A 22,393-nucleotide genomic window follows, 5' to 3' on the forward strand; every position below is an offset into this window, starting at 1 on the left:
GCGCGCGGCGTCAGTCCTCGTCGGGGTCGTCGGCCAGCACGTCGCCCTCGTCGTCCGAGGCGGGGTCGGACGGAACGGCCGTGGGCGGCTCGCCCTTGTTGTCCTCGGCGCCGAGGTTGTCGTTCTCCTCGGGGCCGGGCGAGGGCTCGGTGCTGATGTCATTGCTGCCGATGTCATTGCTGTCGTTGCTCATGGTGTTCCTCTCGTCGGCGTTGAGGCTGATCGTGCGAGGTTAAGGCGAGCCGCCTGCCGAGACCCGGGGCTTGACATTCCCCTTGGAGGCCTACCCTGGAGACATGTCCGACATGACCGTCGCCGAAGCGCTGGCCGAGCTGGCCGCGATCGAGGATCCGAAGATGCGCGCCGCGAACGAGAAGCGCGGCGACGACCACGGCATGAACCTCAGTCGGCTCCGCGGAGTGGCCAAGCGCATCAAGACCGATCAGCCCCTCGCGAAGAAACTGTGGGCGACGGGCGACACCGGTGCACGTCTGCTCGCTCTGCTCATCTGCACGCCCAAGCAGTTCACCGCCGACGAGCTCGATGCGATGCTGCGACAGACGGAGGCCCCCAAGGTCAACGACTGGTTCGTGAACTACGTCGCCAAGAAGACGCCCCTCGCCGAGGAGCTGAGGCTGCGCTGGTTCGACGATCCCGACCCCACGGTCGCCGCGGCGGCGTGGTCGCTCACGACCGTGCGCGTGGCGAAGGACGCGGACGGCCTCGACCTGGAGAACCTGCTCGACCTGATCGAGCGCGATCTGCGGGATGCCCCGAAGCGCCTGCAGTGGTCGATGAACGAGACGCTCGCGAACATCGGCATCTTCCACCCCGAGCTGCGCGCCAGGGCCCTGGAGATCGGCGAGTGCTTGCAGGTGCTGGCCGACTACCCCACCGCACCCGGCTGCACCTCGCCCTTCGCGCCCGCATGGATCGGCGAGATCGTGCGGCGCCGCGAGGGCTGAGCATCCTCATCGGTTCCCCATCAGTGGCGTCAGTACGCTGATGGCATGAGCACGCACATCGCCGCACAGCCCGGTCAGATCGCCCCCGTCGTCCTGTTCCCCGGCGACCCGCTGCGGGCGAAGTGGATCGCCGAGACCTTCCTCGACGACGCCGCGCTGTACTCCGAGACCCGCGGGATGCTGGGCTACACCGGCACGTGGGAGGGCCACCGCATCTCGGTGCAGGGCTCGGGCATGGGCCAGCCGTCGATGGCCATCTACGCGAACGAGCTGTTCGAGGAGTACGACGTGCAGACCATCGTGCGCGTCGGCTCGTGCGGCGCACTGACCGAGAAGCTCCAGGTGCGCGACATCATCATCGCGAACGGCGCCTGCACCGACTCGGGCATCAACCGGGTGCGCTTCCACGGTCTCGACTACGCCCCCGTCGCCGACTTCGGCCTGCTGCGCGCGGCGGTCGAGGCGAGCGAGGAGGAACCGCTGGACTCGGCCGTGCACGTGGGGCTGCTCTTCTCGAGCGACCAGTTCTACAGCACCCGCCCCGAGCTCACCGAGCCGTTCGTGCAGCACGGCGCCCTCGGCGTCGAGATGGAGGCGGCGGGTCTCTACACGCTCGCTGCGTATTACGGGCGTCGCGCTCTGGCCATCTGCACCGTCTCGGATCACATCGTCACCGGCGAGCAGACCACGGCCCAGGAGCGCGAGCAGACCTTCGGCGACATGATCCGCATCGCCCTGCGCGCCGCGACCTCGGTCTGAAGCGTTCACGATTCAGCATGAGCGCGGGCTGACCGCTCGGCTCGGCCCGGTCTCGACCGCATCCGACGGTTCCGTGCTGAATACGGAACGAGGTTCGCCCGTGCCGAAGGTGGGATGATCGACAGACCATGCCTGCGATCCTCGACCCGACCACACTGACCGACGGATCCGATGCGGATGCCGTCTACACGGCGTTCGTCGAGTGGGCCGAGTCGACCGGCATCAGCCTGTATCCCGCTCAGGACGAAGCGGTCATCGAGATCGTCTCGGGCAACAACCTGATCCTGTCGACGCCCACCGGCACCGGAAAGTCGCTCGTCGCGGTCGGCGCGCACTTCGCCGCGCTCGTCGAAGGTCGCCGCTCGTTCTACACGGCTCCGATCAAGGCCCTGGTGAGTGAGAAGTTCTTCGCGCTCGTCGACGTCTTCGGCGCCTCGAACGTCGGCATGATCACGGGCGACTCCTCGGTCAACCCCGACGCTCCGATCATCTGCTGCACGGCAGAGATCCTCGCCAACCTCGCGCTGCGCCAGGGCACGGATGCCGCGGTGCACCAGGTCGTGATGGACGAGTTCCACTTCTACGCCGACCCCGACCGCGGGTGGGCGTGGCAGGTTCCGCTGCTCGAGCTTCCGCAGGCGCAGTTCATCCTCATGTCGGCGACCCTCGGCGATGTGTCGCAGCTGTCGAGCGACCTGACCCGCAGGACCGGCCGCGACACGGCATCCGTCACGGGCGTCGAACGTCCCGTGCCCCTGCACTACTTCTACGAGACGACGCCGATCCACGAGACGATCGACGACCTGCTCGGCACCGGCCAGTCGCCGATCTACGTCGTGCATTTCTCGCAGGCAGCGGCGATGGAGCGGGCGCAGGCGCTGTCGAGCACCAAGGTCGCCACGCGGGAGCAACGCGACGAGATCGCGGCGCTGATCGGCGGGTTCCGCTTCACGACCGCGTTCGGCAAGACCCTCTCACGTTTTCTCCGGGCGGGCATCGGCGTTCACCATGCCGGGATGCTGCCGAAGTACCGACGCCTCGTCGAGCAGCTCGCCCAGCGCGGCCTGCTGCGCGTGATCTGCGGCACCGACACCCTCGGCGTCGGCATCAACGTGCCGATCCGCACAGTGCTGCTGACCGCCCTGACGAAGTTCGACGGTACGAGGATGCGGCAGCTCAGCGCCCGCGAGTTCCACCAGATCGCGGGACGCGCAGGACGTGCAGGCTTCGACACTGCGGGCACGGTCGTCGCGCAGGCGCCGGAGCACGAGAGCGAGAACGTCGCCGCGATCAAGAAAGCCGGCGACGATCCGAAGAAGAAGCGCAAGATCGTCCGCAAGAAGGCGCCTGACGGCTTCGTCTCGTGGGGCGAACCGTCGTTCCGCAAGCTGATCGACGCCGAGCCCGAGACGCTGACCTCGCACATGCAGATCACGAGCGCCATGATGCTCAACGTGATCGGCCGCGGCGGCGACGTCTTCGGCAACATGCGCGCGCTGGTGTACGACAACCACGAGCCCCGCAAGAGACAGCGCGAGCTCGCGCTGCGCGCCATCGGCATCTACCGGACACTGCTCGAGTCGGGCGTCGTCGAGCAGACGGATGACGGCGAGATCCGCCTCACGGTCGATCTGCAGCCGAACTTCGCCCTGAACCAGCCGCTGTCGCCGTTCGCCCTCGCGGCGTTCGACCTGCTCGACCGCGATCCTTCGGCCGGCACGGGCACCGGTTCGTACGCCCTCGACATGATCTCGATCGTCGAATCGACGCTCGACGATCCCCGCGCCATCCTCGGCCAGCAGGAGTTCCAGGCGCGCGGCGAAGCCGTCGCCGTCATGAAGCGCGAGGGCATCGAGTACGACGAACGCATGGAGCTGCTCGAGGAGATCACGTATCCGAAGCCACTCGACGAGCTGCTGACCGCGGCGTTCGAGACGTTCAGCGCGGCTCAGCCGTGGATCCGCGACTTCGAGCTGCATCCGAAGTCAGTCGTCCGCGACATGTACGAGCGGGCCATGTCGTTCGGAGAATATGTCGCTTTCTACAAGATCGCGCGCTCCGAGGGTGTGGTGCTGCGCTACCTCTCGGACGCGTATCGGGCGGCTTCGCAGACGATCCCCGAAGAGGCGAAGGACGAGGATCTGCGCGACCTCATCGAGTGGCTCGGTGAACTCGTGCGCCAGGTCGACTCGAGCCTGCTCGATGAGTGGGAGGAACTCGTGAACGGGGTCCTGCAGGACCCCGACGAGGAGCCGATCGTCCCGCCCGCGCCCAAGCGCCTCACCTCGAACACCCGCGCCTTCCGCACTCTGGTGCGCAACGAGCTGTTCCGCCGGGTGCAGCTCGCGGCTCGCGAGGACGTCGCACCCCTCGCCGAGCTCGACCCCTCGTTCGGAGCCGACGCCTGGTCGGATGCGCTCGACGGCTACTTCGCCGACCACGACGAGATCCTCACCGGCGCGAACGCCCGCAGCTCGCAGCTGCTGCTGCTCACCGAAGGCGCGACCGAGTGGACCGTCCGTCAGATCCTCGACGACCCGGCGGGCGACCACGACTGGGGCATCTCTGCCACGGTCGACCTCGCCGCCTCCGACGAGGAGGGCGCAGCGGTCGTCACGGTGACGGGCGTCGACCGGCTCTAGGGCGACCGTCGGTCGTCGAGCGAGCGAAGCGGGACGACACGGGTCACCTCGTGCGCACGAGCGGCCGCACGGTCGGATCGAACAGCACCCCGAGCCCTACCCGCACGAGCGCCGCGTGCACCTCGAGGCAGATCGCGATGACGACGGCCGTGAGCACGATCGGCCAGACGACCTCGACCGCCGGGGTCGCGACCCAGCCCAGGCCTCGGAGGGCACCGTCGATCAGTGCCAGCGGGATCATGTGGATCACGTAGATCGGCAGCGTCCGCTGACCGATCCAGCGCAGCGGGCGGGCGATCACCCCCGCATGCCGGTCGAGCAGCGCGCAGCCGGCGACGCCGAATGCGACCGCGACGATCGCCAGCAGCGGCCAGACGCCCGGCCACTGACGCATGCCCAGCACCCCGACCGCGGCGACGGCCGCGACATATGCCCCTCCGAGCATGAGGGTGCGGAGAGTCCCGCATGCCGCGGCGAAGCGCTCGATGATCGACCTCAGGCGCAGGCCTGCGAGGAAGAAGAACAGGTTCTGCACGAGCTGCCACAGGTTGCCCAGGTCCGGGAAGAGCCCTGCAGCGGCCACCGCCGCGATCACGAACGCGACGGGCAGCACCACGGCGGTCGGCACGTGACGAACCACGCGCGCGATCAGCAGGTACACCGCGAGGGCCAACAGGTACCAGAGGTTCGTCGGGCTGATCGTGAGCTGCGCGAGCAGCTGCCATGCGTTCTCCGCCCTGGCCGTGTCGAAGTCGGGCGTCCATGCGAGCACGAACGTCTGGATCACGACCCAGATGACGTAGACGCCGGCCAGTCGACCTGCGCGGCGCCGCCACGAGACTCCGGCCGGAGCGTTCACAGCGCTCGCGGCGAACATCCCCGAGATCAGGAAGAACAGCGGCATCCGCAGCGGCAGCAGCTGCGCGTTGAGCGTCGCCCAGGCATCGGTGATCGGCCCCGCCCCCTCGACCTCGATCGCGTGCTTGGTGACCACGTGCCACAACACCACCAGGATGATGCAAACGCCCTTCGCGACATCGGGCCAGCCGACGCGCGCGGTCACCGCCCCGGCACCTCGGCGGCGCGCACGAGACGCGACACCAGGTCGACGTACGACACGTCGGCCGCCGCGAACATGCGCGGCACCTGCGATGCCGCGGTCAGCCCCGGCATCGTGTTGACCTCGTTCAGCACCGGTCCCTCGGCCGTGAGGAAGAAGTCCATCCGAGCGACGCCGGCGCAGCCGAGCGCATCGAACATCGTCAGGGCGGCCCGGCCGAGCGCGGTCGCGTCGGCATCCGTGAGCTGCGCCGGCACCGTGAACCGTGCGCTGCCGTCGTACTTCATCGCGGTGTCGAAGAGCCCGGCCGCATGGATCTCCAGCGGCGGAGCCGCCCACCGCACCCCGCCGGCCTCCCGGATGACCGCCACATCGATCTCGCGTCCCTGCACGACCTCCTCGACGAGGATGCGGCGGTCGAACCGCGCCGCCTCCTGCAGGGCAGCCTCGAGCTCGCTCTCGTCACGCACGAGCGAGACGCCGTAGCTCGAGCCGGCAGAGACGGGCTTGACGACCACCGGGCGATCGAACTCGGCATCCCCGCAGTCCGCCGCATCGATCAGGCGCCCGCGGGCCGTGCGGAGCCCCGCAGCCTCCGCGACGAGCTTCGTGGCCCACTTGTCCATGCCGATGGCACCGGCCCGAGGCCCCGACCCGACCACTCGCACGCCCGCCAGAGCGCACAGCGCCGCGAGCACGCCGTCTTCTCCGAGCGCTCCATGCACCGCGGGGAATACGACGTCTGCTTTCGCGATCAGTGGCATCGCGAGCGCGAGGGAATCGGCGGCGGTGGCACCCTCCGAGACGCCCGCCACCTCCCAGATCCCGGCGCGCGAGATCGTCACCGTGCTGACCTCGTATCCCCCGACGCCCAGTGCCTCGGCGACCGCCGCGGCAGAGGCGAGCGAGACCTCATGCTCGGCGTTCTGCCCTCCTCCGATGACCAGCACCCTCACGCGATCGCCCTCTCGACCCGAGCGCCGATGCCCGTGACGATCGTGTGCGGGATGCTCCCCGCCCACCGCGCCCACTCCTGCATGCTCGGCACCTCCCCGCCCTCCGGTCCGAACACGACGGCGGTCTCGCCCCGCGGCACACTCAGATCCCCCGTATCGACGACGATCTGATCCATCGACACCCGCCCGACGATCGGGCAGCGGATGCCGTCGATCGCCACGCTCGCCCCCGCCTGAAGCTCGCGAGGAATGCCGTCGGCATACCCGACCCCGATCACGCTCAGACGGCTGGTGCGCTCTGTCACGAACGCGCCGCCGTAGCCCACGGGAGTGCCCGCGGGCACGACACTGCTGTGCACGACGGATGCCGTCAAGCGCGCCGCCCCGCGCAACGGCACGGTCTCAGACGGGTCGATGCCCACGAGACCCGCGCCGACACGTACGAGGTCGAAGTGTGTCGCAGGGTCGGTCAGCGTGCCCGAGGTCGCGGCGAGGTGCACGAGCAGTGGACCGAACCCGGCGCGCAGCACGGCATCCCGAGCCTGACGCATCCGCAGCACCGCGGGGGCGTTGAGAGCGGGGTCGGCGGCGTCGGCGCACGGCAGGTGCCCCATGACCCCGACGACCTCGATGCGCCCGCGGCCCGAGCGAGCCAGTCGAAGCATCTCCGCCCAGTCCTCCAGAGGCACTCCGCCCCGCGACATCCCTGTGTCCATGTGCAGGTGCACGCGCACTCGTCCCGCAGCGAGCGGTGCGGCATCGGCGATGAGCTGTCGCAGCTCCTCGACCGATCCGACGGCGATGTCGACGCGATCGGCGACCGCCCGTGCGGCATCGACGCCCGAGGGGTTGAGCCACGCGAGGATCGGCACATCGATGCCCGCACGGCGCAGCTCGGCGGCATCCTCCGCATCCGTCACGCCCAACCATTCGGCGCCCGCCGCGATCGCCGCGCGAGCGACTGCGACGGCTCCGAGGCCGTAGCCGTCGGCCTTCACGACCGCCATGATGCGGGCGTCGGTGGCGGACCGCATCCGCTCGACGTTCGCCGCGACGGCTGCGGGGATCGTGTGCAGAGTGGGCGCGTGCATGCGCGAGAGAGTGAGACGCGGGGTCGTCAGTGTCGTGCTCATCGCTGGGTCCTCGGATCGGCGGTCGGGTCGTCGTACATGAGGGGGCAGCCGTTGGCGACCGCAGCCGGGCGCAGCTCGTAATGCCAGCGCTCGTTCGCGTAGATCTGGCAGAGGCCGAACTCGGCGCCGTTGCGAGAGAGCCAGTCCTGCGCGGCGACCGGCCCGAGGTCGACCGCATCTCCCGACACGTGCTCGGAGTTCTCGGGAGTCGCGACCCAGCGGGCTGCCTCTTCTTCGGAGCCGTACTCGACCACGGCATCCTGCCGCAGCACCTGCTGATACGCCGCCGACCGCCAGCCGCTGTTCACGTGCACCCGCACTCCGTCGAGTTCGGCCGCGGTCGCGGCGGAGCGCACCGCCGAGAGCAGGTCGGAGTCGAGGTTCGTGACGGCCGGCACCTCGTCGAACACCGACACCGCGCCCTCCTCGCGGATGACGCCGTCGGACTCGGTGAGGGAGGCGGCCGACAGCTGGGGAGCGACGGATGCCGACGCCAGCGACTGCTGGCCGATCAGCACGACCGATCCGGTGATGGCGGCGGCGAGCAGCGCGACACCGATGATCGCGGTGAGGCGGCGCCGACTGAGGGCAGTGCGTGTGTTCATGTCCTCAGTCAATTCAGGCGGCTGTTGCCACGGCGTATGCGCTTTTGCATACGCTCCCGATATGCCCGGGTGCGTAAGCTCTGAGCACATGAGAGCTGTGCCGTGCGTGTGCTGATCGTCGAGGACGAGCCGTACCTCGCCGAGGCCGTGCGAGACGGATTGCGGCTCGAGGCGATCGCCGCCGACATCGCCGGAGACGGCGACACGGCCCTCGAGCTCCTGAGCGTGAACTCCTACGATCTGGCCGTCCTCGACCGCGACATCCCCGGACCCTCGGGTGACGACGTGGCCCGCTCGATCGTGGCCTCGGGCAGCGGCATCCCTATCCTCATGCTCACCGCGGCCGACCGCCTCGACGACAAGGAGACGGGTTTCGAGATCGGCGCCGACGACTATCTGACGAAGCCCTTCGAGCTGCGCGAGCTGGTGCTGCGCCTGCGAGCCCTCGACCGCCGCCGTCAGCGCGTGCGTCCGCCCGTGCTCGAGATCGACGGGCTGCGTCTCGATCCGTTCCGCCGCGAGGTCTACCGCGACGGCAGGTACGTCGCCCTCACCCGCAAGCAGTTCGCGGTGCTCGAAGTGCTCATCGATGCGGGCGGCGGTGTCGTGAGCGCCGAGCAGCTGCTCGAGCGCGCGTGGGACGAGAACGCCGACCCCTTCACGAACGCCGTGCGCATCACCGTCTCGTCGCTGCGCAAGCGGCTCGGCGAGCCCTGGCTGATCCTCACGGTGCCGGGAGTCGGATACCGCATCGGGACGGATGCCGATGGCTGACCGGATACGCCCGACCAGGCGCCGCGGCATGAGCGCCCGCTGGAAGCTCACGTTGAGCTATGCGGGCGTCGTCGTCGTGTCGGGAATCGGGCTGCTCGCCGCCGTCGCCTTCTATCTGCTGCGGTATGTGCCCGATGCGGCGATCATCGCCGATCCCTTCGTGCCGAACCGCTCTGACCTCATCCGCGCATTCGTCCCGGTCGCGATCGTGATGATGCTGGTGCTGCTCGCGATCGGACTCGGCGGCGGATGGCTCATCGCAGGGCGGATGCTGGCGCCCCTCGACCGCATCGGACGCGCGGCCCAGCTTGCAGCCCAAGGATCACTCTCGCACCGTGTCGCGCTCGAAGGACCTCGGGATGAGTTCCGCGACCTGGCCGACGTGTTCGACTCGATGCTGGAGCAGCTCGAGGCGCACATCTCCGAGCAGCAGCGGTTCGCGGCCAACGCCTCGCATGAGCTGCGCACCCCGCTCGCGATCTCGCAGACCATGCTCGAGGTCGCCCGCAACGATTCCGACCGCGACGTCGACGCGCTGATCTCCCGACTGCACGAGGTCAATGCGCGGGCCATCGAGCTGACCGAGGCGCTGCTGATGCTCAGCCGTGCCGAGCGCCGCACTTTCACCCGCGAGCCGATCGACCTCTCACTGCTGGCCGAGGAATCCGCCGAGACGCTCCTCCCCCTGGCCGAGCGCCGCGGCGTGACGATCGATGTGGGCGGCGACACCGCGAACGTCCTCGGGTCGCCGGCGCTGCTGCAGCAGCTGATCACCAACCTCATGCACAACGCGATCGTGCACAATCTGCCCGCGGACGGCACCGTGACGGTCCGCACGCATGTGCTCCCCGAGGCGGTCGCGCTCGTGGTCGAGAACACCGGCGAGGTGCTGCCCGCGGATCGGGTCGCGACCCTCGCCGAGCCCTTCCAGCGAGGCGCCGATCGCACGCGCGACGACGACCACGCGGGCGTCGGCCTCGGGCTCGCCATCGTGCAGCGCATCGCCCAGACGCACGACGGATCGCTCGTGCTCACGGCCCGCAGAGCGGGCGGGTTGAACGTGACGGTGTGGCTGCCGCATCCGTTCCCCCGCCCCCTGGCCTGAGGGCGGTCAGGCGACCTGGTCGCCTCGCAGTGCGGCGAGCTCGCGACCGTAGGTGCGAGCATCCGTCTCGGCGTTCTCCTTGAGCTCGCGGGCGGTGTCGGCGAAGGCATCCAGTGCCGGGTTCACTCCCACGAGGGTGAACGGACGCTCGACGATGCGCAGGTCGAGGCCCCAGACGTCTTCGAGCACGCGGCGCAGCCATCCGGTGGAGTGGTCCCAGCCCTCCTTGGGGGTTCCGGGTGCGTAGTTGCCGCCGAGCACGGTGACGAGGGTCGCCGGCTTGCCGCGGAGGGCCGTGCCCTGCGGGTCGATGCGCGGGTCGGTGTAGGCAAGGTCGAACCAGGTCTTGAAGTGCTGCGAGACCCCGTAGTTGTAGAGCGGCACGGCGAAGAGCAGCGCGTCGGCGCCGATCAGCTCGTCGGCGAACGTGGTGCCGAGGGCGCGCGCTGCACGCTGGGCGTCGGTGCGCTGCGCCTCGTCGACGAAGCCGCCGGTCACGGCATCCGCCCAGGCCGCCGCGGGCACGGGGTCGGCGGCCAGATCGCGACGCGTGACCGTGGAGTCGGGGTGGGATGCAGTCCACTCGGCTTCGACCAGGTCGGCGAGCGAGCGGCTGGCGGACGACGCGGGAAGGATGCTGGCATCCAGGCGGAACAGCGACATGAGGCGTGCCTTTCGTTTGCGTAGTCGCTCTGTTTTTCTTAGCGACTCGCGTTAACGTAGCACAGGTATGATGGGCGCATGGCCGAGATCGACGAGGAGCGTCATGTGTGCGACGCCGCCGTCACACTGGCCTTCAGCGTGCTCGGCAAGCGATGGAACGGCATGATCGTCTCCTCGCTCGGCGGCGGCCCCTCGACCTTCGTGTCACTGCGCCGCGCGGTCGCCGGCATCAGCGACACCGTGCTCTCCGACCGCCTCGCCGAACTCGCCGATGCCGGCCTCGTCTCGCGCGCGGTCGACCCCGGCCCTCCCGTCGCAGTCTCCTACGCCCTCACCGACAGCGGCCGCGGGCTGCTGCCGATCCTCGACCAGCTCGGCACCTGGGCATCCGAGAACCTCGAGATCCGAGCCCGATGACGACGCCTCAGGCACGACGACCCCGCCGCGCCTGGTGGATTCTGCTGCTGCTCGGAGCGCTCGTCCTGGTCGGCGCCGCCGCACTCGCGTTCAGCCCCGGTTTCCGTCTCGCACCGCCCGTCGCCTTCGGCGACGAGCTCTCCGTCGATCTCAGCGAGGGCGATCACGCGGTCTATGTGACCCCGTCGGATCAATGGAGCGAGATCGAGTGCACCGGCACGTTCCCCGCCGGTGGCGTGCTGCGGCTGAGGCCCGACATGCTGCAGCAGGCGATCGTGATCCCCGAGCAGTGGGACGCCCAGGGCAGCTTCTCGCTGGGCATCGCCTCCCCCGGCACGATCACGTGCGACGGCCCGGTGGCCGACGGCCGGTTCACGGTCGGACCGGTGATGACGTTCTTCACGGTCGTCGGCGCCGTGCTCCTGGCCATCCCCGGCATCCTGCTGGTCATCGCCGGCGTGGTCGTCGGAGCCGTGCAGGCTCGACGCCCGTAGGTCGGCAGGCCGGCCGAAGCACCGATGCACGGTTTCGAATCGCGCACTTTGCCGTTTTCCCACCGCGAACCCTGCAAAGTGCGCGATTCGAAACCCGCGGGGCGGCCGCCGAACTCACCAGGGGCTGGGCTCGTAGTCCTTCAGGAAGACACCGTGGATGTCGTCGCCCGCCTCGCCGCGCACGATCGGGTCGTACACGCGGGCTGCCCCGTCGACGAGATCGAGCGGGGCGTGGAAGCCCTCTTCAGCCAGGCGCACCTTCGTGTAGTGGGGGCGCTCGTCGGTGATCCAGCCGGTGTCTACCGCGGTCATCAGGATGCCGTCGGTCTCGAGCATCTCTCCCGCACTCGTGCGCGTCAGCATGTTGAGCGCGGCCTTCGCCATATTGGTGTGCGGGTGACCGGGGCCCTTGTAGCGACGGGAGAACTGACCCTCCATGGCCGAGACATTCACCACGTACTTGCGATGCGATGACGATGCGGCCATCGACGCACGCAGGCGGCTGATCAGCAGGAACGGCGCCGTCGTGTTCGCGAGCTGCACCTCGAGCATCTCGAGCGGATCGACCTGATCGATCGACTGCACCCAGCTGTTCGTGCGGTTCACGTCGGGCACGAGCCCACCGGCATCGATCGCGGTGCCGTCGGCGTGCTTCTCGAGCGACGACGATCCGGGGGCCATCGCGAGCCGCGCGAGGTCTTCGGCGGTCAGCGCCTGGCCGCCCTGCTCGGCGACGGTGCCGCCGAGGGCCGCGACCGACAGCAGCGGGTGCGCGTCGACCGACGCCTGCAGCGCCTGCGGATGCGGATCGGCGGTGTGCCCGAACGTCTCCATCTCGGGCAGCGGTCCGTCAGGGAGCGGCTGCAGTTCAGCATCCGCCAGCAGAGAGTATGAGCCGGGCGAACGACGCACGGTCTGCGCGGCGTTGTTGATCAGGATGTCGAGGGGGCCCTGCGCTGCGACGGAGTCGGCGAGCCCGATGACCTGGGCAGGGTCTCGCAGGTCGATGCCGACCACGCGCAGCCGGTGCAGCCAGTCGGCCGAGTCGGGCAGGGCCGAGAACCGACGCACGGCGTCGCGCGGGAAGCGCGTCGTGATCGTCGTGTGGGCGCCGTCGCGCAGCAGCCGCAGAGCGATGTGCATGCCGATCTTGGCGCGGCCTCCGGTGAGCAGCGCGCGCTTGCCGGTGAGGTCGGTGCGGGCGTTGCGCTTGCCGTGGCTGAAGCGCGCGCAGTCGGGGCAGAGCTGGTGATAGAACGCATCGACGACCGTGTACGGCTGCTTGCAGATGTAGCAGTTGCGGGGCTTCAGCAGCTCGCCGGCGATCGGGGCGTCGACGACGCTGGTCGCCAGGTCGTGGCCACGGGTCTCGTCGTCGATGCGGTCGGGGGCGCCGGTGGCGGTGCGGGCGACGACGGCCTTGTCGGCCTCGGCGATCGCATCGCGGATCTCCTTGCGGCGCACGCGCTTGACGGCCTTGAACATCGCGGCAGTCGCGTGACGCACGGCGACGAAGTCGGGGTGCTCGTTGTCGATCGCGTGGAGTTCCGAGAGGACCCGCAGCGTGGTGGCCAGGTCTTCGGGGTCGATGCCGGCACCCAGGTCGGAGGTGGCGTCGGGTGCGTCGGTCATTGTGCCGATTTTACGCGAGATCCCGGGGTGCGTTGCTGGGAGCCTCGGGGGTGTCATCGCCGGTCGCCGTTCACAACTCAGCATGCGTGGCTGGGTGCGGCGACCGGCGCCCCGGAACGGCCAGGGTCGGCACCCCGGCGCCCCGCGATCATGCTGAATCGTGAACGCCGAAGGGCTGCAACGTCCCACCCCCGGCGTAGGGTCTGAACATGAGCAGCCACACCGAAACCCCCGGAGTCGTCCCGTCCTACCTGCTCGCGCGCCTGGCCGAGTCGGGCCGCTACCCCCGCGCCGCCGCCGCCGCGAGGCAGACGCTGACGGCGGGCAGACCGCCGTTCCGTGCGCGCATCGACCTGTCGATCGACGAGAACGGCGATCTGGTCGCCGAGCTGTCCGACGCGCCCAACCGCACGATCAGCGACGCGGGCAACACGCAGACGCTGCCCGGCGCGATCGTCCGCAGCGAAGACGATGAGCCCGTCGCCGACGCCTCCGTCAACGAGGCGTTCGACGGACTCGGGGCCACGTTCGAGATGCTGCTCTCGGCCTTCGGCCGCAACTCGCTGAACGACGCCGGGGCTCCGCTCGACGCCACGGTGCACTACGGGGTCGACTACGACAACGCTTTCTGGGACGGCGAGCGCATGGTCTTCGGCGACGGCGACGGCGAGGTGTTCGTGGGCTTCACCTCGTCGACCACGGTCATCGGGCACGAGCTCGCGCACGGCGTCGTGCAGTACACCGCGAACCTCGAGTACCAGGGCCAGCCCGGCGCGCTCAACGAGTCGATCGCCGACGTCTTCGGCGCTCTCACCGAGCAGTTCCTCCTCGAGCAGAGTGCGGCCGATGCGACGTGGCTCATCGGTGCCGAGATCTTCACCGATGCGGTGCAGGGCAAGGCGCTGCGGTCGATGATCGAGCCGGGCACCGCCTATGACGACGACGAGCTGGGCAAAGATCCGCAGCCCGCCCACATGAGCGGATTCGTGCGCACGACCGAGGACAACGGCGGGGTGCACATCAACTCCGGCATCCCGAACCGCGCGTTCGCGCTGTTCGCGATCGACCTCGGCGGCAACGCCTGGGAGGCCGCGGGCACCGTCTGGTATCGGGCACTCACCGGGGGGCTGTCGAGCACCGCGAGCTTCACCGAGTTCGCCGACGCGACGGTCGCCGCGGCATCCGCGATCGACGATGCCACGGGCGCCGCCGCTCGACGTGCGTGGACGACCGTGGGAGTCTATGGAGATGAGCGAGTCCCCTCCACCGACTGACGCGCAGGTCGTCATCGCGGTGGTGCGCACGGGCGGCATCGCCGGCATCCGTCGTCAATGGCGCGTCGAACCGGATCCGGCCGAGTCCCTCGACTGGATCGCCATGATCGAGAGCTGCCCGTGGGATGCCGATGCGGATGACGCCACGGGAGCCGACCGGTTCGTGTGGCTGATCCGCGTGCGCACCCCATCAGAGAAGCGCGAACGGGAGCTGCCCGACTCCGAACTCGCCGGCCCCTGGCGGCAGCTCGTCGACGCCGTGCGCGCGGCATCCGACTAGAGAGCCCCGCCCTTGGGCGAGGCGAGCACGACGAATCGCCGCCATCGCGCAGGATGGGACGACGACGACACGAGGGAGAACACCATGCCGACGAGCGAAGAGGCCACACGCCTGCTGCAGTTGTCACGTGATGCGTACGACCGAGGCGATTCGGTGCTGCACCTGCAGGCCGAGGTCAGCCGTCTCACCGGCCAGCCCTCGTCATGGGGCTCGTCAGAGAACGACTTCATGAGCGATGACCACGTCGGGTACTTCCTCAGTGAGGTCGAACGCATCGGCTGGCGCCTCGAGCAGACCGGCTACACCTTCGTGGAGTCGGGTGCGACGACCTCGGCGCGCATGCTGAGCACCGGAACCGGAGTCGTCAACCACGGCCACGTCGCGGGCTACTTCACCTTCCGTCGCATCACCCCGTCGGCCTGAACCGATCCATCCGGTGTGAATCCGGCGCCCCCACCGACAGGCGGGAGCAGAATGGGACCCATGGGACTTTTCCAGCAGCGCTCCGACGAAGAAGAGAACCAGTGGACTCTGCCCTCGGAGCCCCTCGAACGCTCGGAGTCCGAGGTGCTCGACGAGGCACCCTCCGTGGATCCGCTGTCGCTCGGTCTGGGCCTGGGCCCCGGCGCCTCCGTGAGCTCGGTCGCCTTCCCCGTGGCACCGCCCGCACCGGAGGCGTTCTCGATCGAGAACCGCGAACCGGATGACAGCGACGACTGACACCCTGCTGGCGGCGTTGCCCGCGGACGCCACGCATCACGACGCCGAGCGCCTGCTCCGCGACGAGGGGTGGGAGCCGTGCGGCGCCGGCGACTGGGCGATTGCTCTGCAGTCGCCCGACGGTCTCCGGGTCGCACGGATCAGTCCGTTCGATCCCGTCGGCCCCTACACCGCGGCCCTCTATCGCCAGGCGGCGCAGACCCGGCTCGTGCCCGAGCTGTTCACCCATCGACAGCTCGAAGGCGGCGGCGACCTGATGATCATGGAGCGCCTGCATCCCGCGGATGAGCAGGATGCGTCTCGCTTCCTCTGCACGATCGAGTCCGGCGAATCCGCCGTGTCGGACCTCGTCGACGTCGTGCGCCGCGTCCACGCCCGCGCCCTCGCCGAACTCCCCTGGTGCGGCCCTCTCGACGAGAACCCCGCGAACGTGATGAGTCGCGACGACGGCACTCTCGTGCTGATCGATCCGTACTTCGCCGATGGGCCGGCTCTGTATGCGGCAGCCGGATCCGACCCCGATTCCGTGGCGGCGCGCATCCCGATGGATCAGCGCCGCTACATGACCGAGATCCCGCTCGCGTACTCCGGGCCATGGCCGGAGGAGTCGCGCGAGGAGATGCGTCGGGGACTCGCCGCCGCGGACGCGCGCCGAGCCGGGTGACCGCCGCGCGGGCGGTGTCGCCCGTCGCGGCTACGGTTGAGGGATGACGATCACCGCCGCCGCAGACGGCTCCGCCCTGGGCAATCCCGGCCCCAACGGCTGGGCCTGGTACATCGACGACGACAACTGGGCAGCGGGCGGATCCCCGCACGGCACCAACAACCAGGGTGAGCTGCGGGCCGTGCTCGAGCTGCTGCTGGCGACGGCGGGCATCTCCGAGAAGCTCATGATCGAGTGCGACAGTCGCTATGTGATCGATTCGGTGACCAAGTGGATGCCGGGATGGAAGCGCAAGGGGTGGCGCAAGTCCGACGGCGGGCCGGTGCTGAACCGCGACCTGCTCGAGGGCATCGACGAGGCGATCCGCGGGCGTGACGTCGAGTTCTCGTGGGTCAAGGGCCACGCCGGCCACCCTCTCAACGAAGCGGCCGATGAGCGCGCGAACGCCGCGGCCAAGGCCTACCAGGCGAAGCAGGAGCCTCGCCGAGGACCCGGATTCACACTGGCGACGGATGCCGGCGCAGCCGCAGCAGCATCCGCCCCGATCGCCGCCGCGGCCACGCGCGCGGAGGATTCTCCCGCTGCGTCCCCGACCGTCGCGACGGCGATCGCCGAGCCGCTGTGGGCCGAGCCGTCCGACCTGCTCGACAACCTCTACGCCCCGGTCGACGACCCGATCGAGGTGCGGCTGGCACTCTCGAGCGACGAGCACGCGCGCCTGCGCGACCGTGCCGAGGCGCAGGGCATCACGCTCGAAGAGGCGCTCCGCCGCCTGATCTGACGCGTCTCGACCCCGGCGACCCCGCGTACACTCGCACCATGTCGAAGAAGAATGTCGCACGCACCGTCGGTCGGATCTTCCTCGGTTCCTTCCTCGTCTTCGCCGGCGTCTCGCATCTGACGTTCGCGCGCGAGGAGTTCCAGGCGCAGGTGCCGGACTGGGTTCCGCTGGATCCTGACGTGACCGTGCTCGCCTCCGGTGTCGTCGAGGTCGGACTCGGCGCCGCTCTGCTCGTCGCACGCAAGCGCCGCGGGCTGGTCGGTGTGCTCGCGGCGCTGTTCTTCGTCGCCGTCTTCCCCGGCAACATCGCGCAGTGGGCGGAGCACCGTGACGCCTTCGGCCTCGACACCGACATGAAGCGCTTCGTCCGGCTCTTCTTCCAGCCGGTGCTCATCGCCCTGTCGATCTGGTCGACGCGCACTCCGCGTCGCACATCCGCGGGCTCGTCCGACTCGTAGCCACGGGCGCGGTGCAGGGCCGACCCCCTCACGCCTGACCTGCCCGTGCGTGGCCACTTTCGCACCGGAAACCGGCGGATGCCGTGCACTATTGACCCCGCAACGGAGCCGGGATGCGTTGTTGACCCCGCATCCCGGCACCGCAACGGTCGTGAACGTCAGACCGCGAGCAGCTCCCGCTCGAGACGGTCGTACGACGTCTCCATGCCGTCGGCCATGCCGGTGGCGAGGATCATGTCGCGCGTCTCCTTGTCGGGGTACTCGATCAGCAGGGTGATCAGCGTCGCGCCGTCCTCCTCGTAGAGGTTCAGGTCGTTCAGCGTCTCGACCGGCATCCCGACCATCCGCTCGGTCTGCACCGACCGGCGAGGAGCATCGATCAGCAGCGCCTCCCCCTCGAAGCCGAACGCCTGCCCCTCGGTGTCGCCGACCGGCGCCCACGAGTTGCGGTACGTCTGGCCGACTTCGGTGGCGACGACACACTCGGTCATCTCCCATCCGTCGGGTCCGAGCAGCCACTGCTTCATGAGCTCGGGCTCGTTGTGCGCACGCCAGACCAGTTCGCGCGGTCCCTCGACGAGGCGCGTGATGCGCACGTGCACGTCGTCGAGCAGCTCGACCCGCGTGCCCTTGCCCTGCGCGTAGTCGCGGAGATCCTGCAGCACGGCGTCGAGCTGGCTCATCGCGAGCTTCAGACCCTCGATCTGGCCCATCTCGACGACCTGCTCGATCGCCTCGACCGAGTCGAAGTGACTGGTCGTGATCATGCGGGTGCCGGCGGCGGTGGACTCGAAGGCGAACGACATCCGCTGCGCCGGAAAGCCGTCGAGAGGGTTGCCCTCATCGTCGACGAACGAGTCGAGCACCTCGAAGCTGCGGGGCGCATCGATCGAGAGGAACTCCCACGAACCGGACGACCTCTCGCCGCGGGGGCCGTTCATCGAATACTGCGCGCGACCGCCGACAGTGTGGTCCCAGGCGGTGAAGGTCGCCGGCCATCCGGGAGGACCCCAGAAGCGCTCGAGCTGGCGCGGGTCGCTGTAGGCGGCCCAGACCCGCTCGATCGGCGCCGCGAAATCGGCGACGACGGTCATGGTGAGGTTGTCGGCATCGGTGGTGACATCCGTGACGGGCATGTCAGTCTCCTTCTTCGGTTCGTGAATCATCGGTGGTGTCGGTGGTGGTGTCGGATGCGGATGCCGGCGGCTCGGCCAGCAACTCGTCGAGTCGGGCGACGCGCGACCGCCACAGCTCTTCGTATCGGGCGAGAAGCGCCCTGGCGCGGGCGATCATCTCGGGGTTCGCGCGGACGAGCCGCTCGCGTCCCTCGGCGCGCTTGACGATGAGATCCGCCGCTTCGAGCACGGCAACGTGCTTCTGCACCGCGGCGAACGACATCTCGTATTCGGAGGCGAGGGTCGAGACGGACTGCTCCCGCTCGATCGTCCGGCGCAGGATGTCGCGCCGGGTCGACGTCGCCAATGCGTGGAACACACGGTCGACCTCCGCTTCGCTCAGTTCTCTTTGTGCAACCATTTGGTTGTACGTTATGCCTGGGTGGGGCGGATGTCAAGAGGTCGTCGGATTCACCTGCCGCCGGTTCCGCGCAGGCGCGCAGGAAGACGCCCGGACACCGTCGGGGCGCGACCGAGGGGGCAGCCTGCTCAGGAGTTGCTGCTGGAGTTCGACGAACGGTCAGGCAGATACGGTTCGATCGCGGCCGCGAGCTTCGCCGGGGTCATCGACTGCAGCCAGATCCGCCCGGGGCCGTGGATCTCGGCGAGGAACAGCGAGTCGCCGAAGAACTTGTTCTTGATGCCCTTGACCGAGGTGAACTGCAGATCCATCTGCGACTCGAACATGGCGAGGTGACCGGGATGGATGAGCAGCGATTGGCCGGCCGCGAGTTCATACTCGGTGATCTCTCCCGCCAATTGCACCCAGGCCGTGCCGTTTCCCGCCAGCTTCTGGAACACGACTCCCGCCCCGCCGAAGATCCCGACTCCGAGCTTCTTCTGCAGGCCCACCGACACCTCGACGCCGGTCGTGCTCGCCGAGTACGAGCCCTGCTGCACCATGAAGGAATCCGCCGGATCGATGTCGAGCTGCCGGATGGTGCCGGGCAGCTGCGCAGCGAAAGCCACCAGACCACCCTGCGCGGGAGCCGTGTACTCCGTGAGGAACAGCTGCGCACCGCCGAGCACGCGCTTCAACCCGCTGAGGAACCCGCCCTGCCCGCCCGTGCCGTGCACGGTCGAGGTGTTCAGCTCGAACCCGGGCGACATCCAGGCGACGTCACCGCCCTCGGCGACGATCTTCTCCCCCGCTTCGAGAGTGACCTCGAGGATCGGCATGGTCGTACCCGCGATAGTCGACTTCATGCGTCCCAACCTAGAGGCGCAGTATGCCGGTGCGCCAGGGCCCTCCACCACTACCGCCGGGCGTGCGGCCGCTCCGACTCGCCGTCGGAGCGGCCGCCGCTGTCTACGGCGACGATCGGANACCCCGCCCGCCGAGAGAGACTGAGGGTGCCGCGTCAGAGCACCGAGCTCTGCTCCAGCTCATGCAGACGAGGCGGGGCCGCACCGGTTCGGGACACCGCGACGGCCGCACTGGCGAGCGCAGCGTCGGCGGCTCCTTCGAGCGCACTCAGGACATCGGCGTCAGGAGCGAAGACGTCGGCGGTCAGCTCGGGGATCAACCCCGCGGAGACGATCCCATAGACGAGACCGGACATGAACGCGTCACCGGCACCGATCGTGTCGACCACCGTCACGGGCGACGCACGCCTCGTCACCGGTTCTCCCGCACCGGCGATCGCGGTGACGCAGCCCTCGCCACCCCTCGTGACGACGGCCATCCTGGCCCCCAGAGCGAGCACGTGCGCGAGCACATCATCGCCGCGGCGACCGGGGTAGAGCCAGCCGGCATCCTCATCGCTGAGCTTCACGACGTGGGATGCGGCCATGATCGCCTCGACGCGTGCCACGGCTGCGGTTCGCGGTCCGAGAAGCGCAGGCCGGATGTTCGGGTCGTACGTGCGCAGAGCGCGACTCGAGACCGTGCGGAGCATCGCATGGACGGCGTTCGCCCCGGGTTCGAGCGACGCACCGATCGAGCCGACGTGGATGAGGTCTGCCTCCGCTGCCTCGGCGATCGCGGCCGACTCGGAGAGGGTCCATTCGATGTCGAAGTCGTAGACGGCCGCGCCGTCGGCGCCGATCGCGGCGGTGGCCCGGGAGGTGCGTTCGCCGACCCTGAGGCTCGCCGCGGTCAGAGCGACCCCCTCACGGACGAGGTGCTCTTCGAGCATCCGTCCGCACGCGTCATCGCCGATCCGGGTGAGAAGCGTCGTCGATAGCCCGAGCCTGGCGAGGCCGACCGCGACATTCATGGGTGAGCCGCCCGGATGCGGCACGCCGTCGACGACATCGACGAGGGCCTCACCGACGACGAGGCAGCGGGGAGTCAGCATCTCCTCTCCGCGATATCCGCTCGCGCCCCGTGCAGAGATCCTCCGACGGCTGCCACGGTGTAGGTGCGCGGCGAGGCGACGGGGATCAGCGCGGTGAGCACCCTCTCGCCGTTCTGTGCGAACAGCTCGACCGACGACACCCGCTCATTCAGATCGTCGATCCAGATGTCCCATCCGATCTCGCCCGGCCGGTCGAGACTCATCGAGGGCGACCCATGAAAACCTGACGGCATTCCCGCGCCGCGACGCTCGAGCTCGATGCGTCCGCTCGCACGGTCCTGACGGATCACGACCCCGCCGTCATCCGATGCCGAGTCGATGTGGAGTTCGACGCTCTGGGCATCGCCGAACGTCGCCGTGAAGCCGAGACGCGCGGCACCGGCGATTCCTTCGGCGAGCGCGACGCCACCGGTCACACTGCCGAGGTCGATGCTCTCACCGAGCTCGAGTCCGACCGCCGACTGCTGCCGCAGTCGCTCGACCCCCTCCGCATCGCGAGTGAGCGAGAGCCGGCGAGGAAGAGTCATCGCGCTGCGGTGCTCATCGGAGTCCTCGCCCGGGATACGACCGGCATACTTCCAGTTGTCCATCCAGGCGATGAGCGTCCGCTCGTTGCGCGAGAGGCCGTCGAACGTGACCCCGGCATAGCAGTCGGGTCCGAAGTCGATCCAGCCGTAGCGTTCCAGCTCGTCGCGCGACTGAGTCCCGTCTCTCAGCAGTGCACGCGTCGGAGTGGGGTGGGGAACGGAGGCGCGGAACGTCGTGCCGTCGAAGTCGCCCACGACGTAGTGCGTCCCTGAACCACCCGCGATGCCTCCGGGGTTGAGGCTGATCAACAGCACCCAGCGCACGTCGTTCTCGTCGCCGTCGACCGCGAGCGGGAACATGTCGGGGCACTCCCAGACGCCGCCGACCGGGCCGGCCGGGCCGTAGGACGACAGGTAGGTCCAGGTCTTGAGATCGTCGGAGCGGTGGAACAGCACCTGGCGGTCCTCTGCCTCGACCGCGACCATGACCCAATAGCCGTCTCCTCCGTCGTCATAGCGGAACACCTTCGGGTCACGGAAGTCGCTCGTGCCGCGGTCGAGCACGGGATTGCCGTCGTACTTCGTCCAGACGTACCCGCCGTCCGTGCTGAACGCGAGAGCCTGCGCCTGATGCCCGGGCGCAGCGGCGGTATAAAGCGCGACGAGCGCCGGATGCTCATCGATGCCGAATCCCGAGGTGTTGCCGTGGTCGACGACGACGGAACCCGAATAGATCTGCGCATCGTCATCCCAGAGGATCGCCGGGGCATGCTCGGTCCACCGCATCAGGTCAGAGCTCGTCGCATGGCCCCAGCTGAGGTTGGCGTGCTCGACGCCCTCCGGGTTGTACTGGAAGTACAGGTGGTACAGACCGTCGTGGAAGACGAGACCGTTCGGATCGTTCATCCAGTTCTTGCGCGGAGCGAAGTGCGTTCGCGGGCTCGTGGTGCGGACCGGGGGAAGGTCAGTGGGGGTCACCGGGGTAGTCGTCTTTCTCTGTGATGGGGGC

Annotated in this window: 26 protein-coding genes; 14 read left to right on the forward strand and 12 right to left on the reverse strand. The window is 69.1% G+C overall.

What is annotated here, in order from left to right; all coding sequences use genetic code 11:
* Positions 1-10: 10 nt before the first annotated feature.
* A complete protein-coding gene (locus tag ASF80_RS09960; RefSeq protein ID WP_056310338.1) occupies positions 11-193 on the reverse strand; it encodes a hypothetical protein in 183 nt (60 codons plus the stop codon).
* A gap of 103 nt (positions 194-296) precedes the next feature.
* On the opposite strand from ASF80_RS09960, the gene ASF80_RS09965 reads away from it, so the two are divergent.
* From ASF80_RS09965 to ASF80_RS09975, 3 genes are all read left to right on the forward strand, one after another.
* The gene (locus tag ASF80_RS09965) at positions 297-965 is read left to right on the forward strand and encodes a DNA alkylation repair protein (RefSeq protein ID WP_056310340.1); all 669 of its coding nucleotides are present in this window, start codon (positions 297-299) and stop codon (positions 963-965) included.
* Positions 966-1,010: 45 nt separating this feature from the next.
* Entirely contained in the window at positions 1,011-1,724 is a 714-nt protein-coding gene (gene deoD, locus ASF80_RS09970; RefSeq protein ID WP_056310341.1) for a purine-nucleoside phosphorylase, read from the forward strand.
* Positions 1,725-1,852: 128 nt separating this feature from the next.
* Positions 1,853-4,366: a DEAD/DEAH box helicase gene (locus ASF80_RS09975; RefSeq protein ID WP_056310342.1), complete on the forward strand. Its 2,514-nt coding sequence runs from the start codon at positions 1,853-1,855 to the stop codon at positions 4,364-4,366.
* A gap of 43 nt (positions 4,367-4,409) precedes the next feature.
* Here the strand turns inward: ASF80_RS09975 and ASF80_RS09980 are convergent, their stop codons facing one another.
* Genes ASF80_RS09980 through ASF80_RS09995 form a run of 4 tightly spaced genes read right to left on the reverse strand, consistent with a single transcriptional unit; the run spans position 4,410 to position 8,120 of the window.
* Entirely contained in the window at positions 4,410-5,429 is a 1,020-nt protein-coding gene (locus ASF80_RS09980) for an acyltransferase family protein (RefSeq protein WP_056310344.1), read from the reverse strand.
* On the reverse strand, positions 5,426-6,382 hold the full coding sequence (locus ASF80_RS09985; protein ID WP_056310346.1) for a D-alanine--D-alanine ligase: 957 nt from the start codon (positions 6,380-6,382) through the stop codon (positions 5,426-5,428). Before ASF80_RS09985 ends, ASF80_RS09980 begins: the two co-directional genes overlap by 4 nt.
* Positions 6,379-7,515 (reverse strand): alanine racemase, encoded by a 1,137-nt coding sequence (gene alr / locus ASF80_RS09990; RefSeq protein WP_056310348.1) that lies wholly within the window; start codon positions 7,513-7,515, stop codon positions 6,379-6,381. Before alr ends, ASF80_RS09985 begins: the two co-directional genes overlap by 4 nt.
* The gene (locus ASF80_RS09995) at positions 7,512-8,120 is read right to left on the reverse strand and encodes a M15 family metallopeptidase (RefSeq protein WP_056310350.1); all 609 of its coding nucleotides are present in this window, start codon (positions 8,118-8,120) and stop codon (positions 7,512-7,514) included. Before ASF80_RS09995 ends, alr begins: the two co-directional genes overlap by 4 nt.
* A gap of 102 nt (positions 8,121-8,222) precedes the next feature.
* Here ASF80_RS09995 and ASF80_RS10000 point away from each other — a divergent pair, with 102 nt between their 5' ends.
* Positions 8,223-8,894, forward strand: a complete 672-nt coding sequence (locus tag ASF80_RS10000; RefSeq protein WP_056310352.1) for a response regulator transcription factor — start codon at positions 8,223-8,225, stop codon at positions 8,892-8,894.
* A gap of 28 nt (positions 8,895-8,922) precedes the next feature.
* The gene (locus ASF80_RS10005) at positions 8,923-9,999 is read left to right on the forward strand and encodes a sensor histidine kinase (RefSeq protein ID WP_056310353.1); all 1,077 of its coding nucleotides are present in this window, start codon (positions 8,923-8,925) and stop codon (positions 9,997-9,999) included.
* 6 nt (positions 10,000-10,005) lie between these two features.
* Here the strand turns inward: ASF80_RS10005 and ASF80_RS10010 are convergent, their stop codons facing one another.
* On the reverse strand, positions 10,006-10,662 hold the full coding sequence (locus tag ASF80_RS10010) for an FMN-dependent NADH-azoreductase (protein WP_056310355.1): 657 nt from the start codon (positions 10,660-10,662) through the stop codon (positions 10,006-10,008).
* Between the two features lie 78 nt (positions 10,663-10,740).
* Here ASF80_RS10010 and ASF80_RS10015 point away from each other — a divergent pair, with 78 nt between their 5' ends.
* Together ASF80_RS10015 and ASF80_RS10020 are read left to right on the forward strand one after the other, a co-directional pair.
* Positions 10,741-11,079, forward strand: a complete 339-nt coding sequence (locus tag ASF80_RS10015) for a winged helix-turn-helix transcriptional regulator (RefSeq protein WP_056310357.1) — start codon at positions 10,741-10,743, stop codon at positions 11,077-11,079.
* Positions 11,076-11,573: a hypothetical protein gene (locus tag ASF80_RS10020; RefSeq protein ID WP_056310359.1), complete on the forward strand. Its 498-nt coding sequence runs from the start codon at positions 11,076-11,078 to the stop codon at positions 11,571-11,573. The genes ASF80_RS10015 and ASF80_RS10020 overlap by 4 nt, the downstream gene beginning before the upstream one ends.
* Positions 11,574-11,687: 114 nt before the next feature.
* Here the strand turns inward: ASF80_RS10020 and ASF80_RS10025 are convergent, their stop codons facing one another.
* A complete protein-coding gene (locus ASF80_RS10025) occupies positions 11,688-13,205 on the reverse strand; it encodes an SDR family NAD(P)-dependent oxidoreductase (RefSeq protein WP_056310362.1) in 1,518 nt (505 codons plus the stop codon).
* 209 nt (positions 13,206-13,414) lie between these two features.
* Here ASF80_RS10025 and ASF80_RS10030 point away from each other — a divergent pair, with 209 nt between their 5' ends.
* From ASF80_RS10030 to ASF80_RS10060, 7 genes are all read left to right on the forward strand, one after another.
* A complete protein-coding gene (locus ASF80_RS10030) occupies positions 13,415-14,479 on the forward strand; it encodes a M4 family metallopeptidase (RefSeq protein ID WP_056310364.1) in 1,065 nt (354 codons plus the stop codon).
* Positions 14,454-14,759 (forward strand): protealysin inhibitor emfourin, encoded by a 306-nt coding sequence (locus ASF80_RS10035; RefSeq protein ID WP_056310366.1) that lies wholly within the window; start codon positions 14,454-14,456, stop codon positions 14,757-14,759. Before ASF80_RS10030 ends, ASF80_RS10035 begins: the two co-directional genes overlap by 26 nt.
* 84 nt (positions 14,760-14,843) lie before the next feature.
* Entirely contained in the window at positions 14,844-15,182 is a 339-nt protein-coding gene (locus ASF80_RS10040; RefSeq protein ID WP_157521021.1) for a hypothetical protein, read from the forward strand.
* Positions 15,183-15,242: 60 nt separating this feature from the next.
* On the forward strand, positions 15,243-15,479 hold the full coding sequence (locus tag ASF80_RS10045; RefSeq protein WP_056310370.1) for a hypothetical protein: 237 nt from the start codon (positions 15,243-15,245) through the stop codon (positions 15,477-15,479).
* Positions 15,463-16,143, forward strand: coding sequence for a hypothetical protein (locus tag ASF80_RS10050; protein WP_056310372.1), 681 nt, complete (start codon positions 15,463-15,465; stop codon positions 16,141-16,143). Before ASF80_RS10045 ends, ASF80_RS10050 begins: the two co-directional genes overlap by 17 nt.
* A 43-nt stretch (positions 16,144-16,186) precedes the next feature.
* Positions 16,187-16,924 (forward strand): ribonuclease H family protein, encoded by a 738-nt coding sequence (locus tag ASF80_RS10055; protein ID WP_056310374.1) that lies wholly within the window; start codon positions 16,187-16,189, stop codon positions 16,922-16,924.
* A 38-nt stretch (positions 16,925-16,962) separates the two neighbouring features.
* Positions 16,963-17,382: a DoxX family membrane protein gene (locus ASF80_RS10060; RefSeq protein ID WP_056310376.1), complete on the forward strand. Its 420-nt coding sequence runs from the start codon at positions 16,963-16,965 to the stop codon at positions 17,380-17,382.
* A 158-nt stretch (positions 17,383-17,540) separates the two neighbouring features.
* Here ASF80_RS10060 and ASF80_RS10065 read toward each other — a convergent pair whose 3' ends face one another.
* The 5 genes from ASF80_RS10065 to ASF80_RS10085 form a co-directional block, all read right to left on the reverse strand.
* Entirely contained in the window at positions 17,541-18,518 is a 978-nt protein-coding gene (locus tag ASF80_RS10065) for an SRPBCC family protein (protein WP_056310378.1), read from the reverse strand.
* 1 nt (position 18,519) lies between these two features.
* Entirely contained in the window at positions 18,520-18,918 is a 399-nt protein-coding gene (locus ASF80_RS10070) for an ArsR/SmtB family transcription factor (protein ID WP_056310380.1), read from the reverse strand.
* Between the two features lie 128 nt (positions 18,919-19,046).
* Positions 19,047-19,763: a TIGR00266 family protein gene (locus ASF80_RS10075; protein WP_056310382.1), complete on the reverse strand. Its 717-nt coding sequence runs from the start codon at positions 19,761-19,763 to the stop codon at positions 19,047-19,049.
* 155 nt (positions 19,764-19,918) lie between these two features.
* Complete coding sequence (locus ASF80_RS10080) at positions 19,919-20,857, reverse strand: PfkB family carbohydrate kinase (protein ID WP_056310383.1); 939 nt, start codon at positions 20,855-20,857, stop codon at positions 19,919-19,921.
* Entirely contained in the window at positions 20,851-22,362 is a 1,512-nt protein-coding gene (locus tag ASF80_RS10085) for a glycoside hydrolase family 32 protein (RefSeq protein ID WP_157521022.1), read from the reverse strand. Before ASF80_RS10085 ends, ASF80_RS10080 begins: the two co-directional genes overlap by 7 nt.
* Between the last annotated feature and the right edge of the window lie 31 nt (positions 22,363-22,393).

Source organism: Microbacterium sp. Leaf159 (genome assembly GCF_001423615.1).
Classification (GTDB): domain Bacteria; phylum Actinomycetota; class Actinomycetes; order Actinomycetales; family Microbacteriaceae; genus Microbacterium.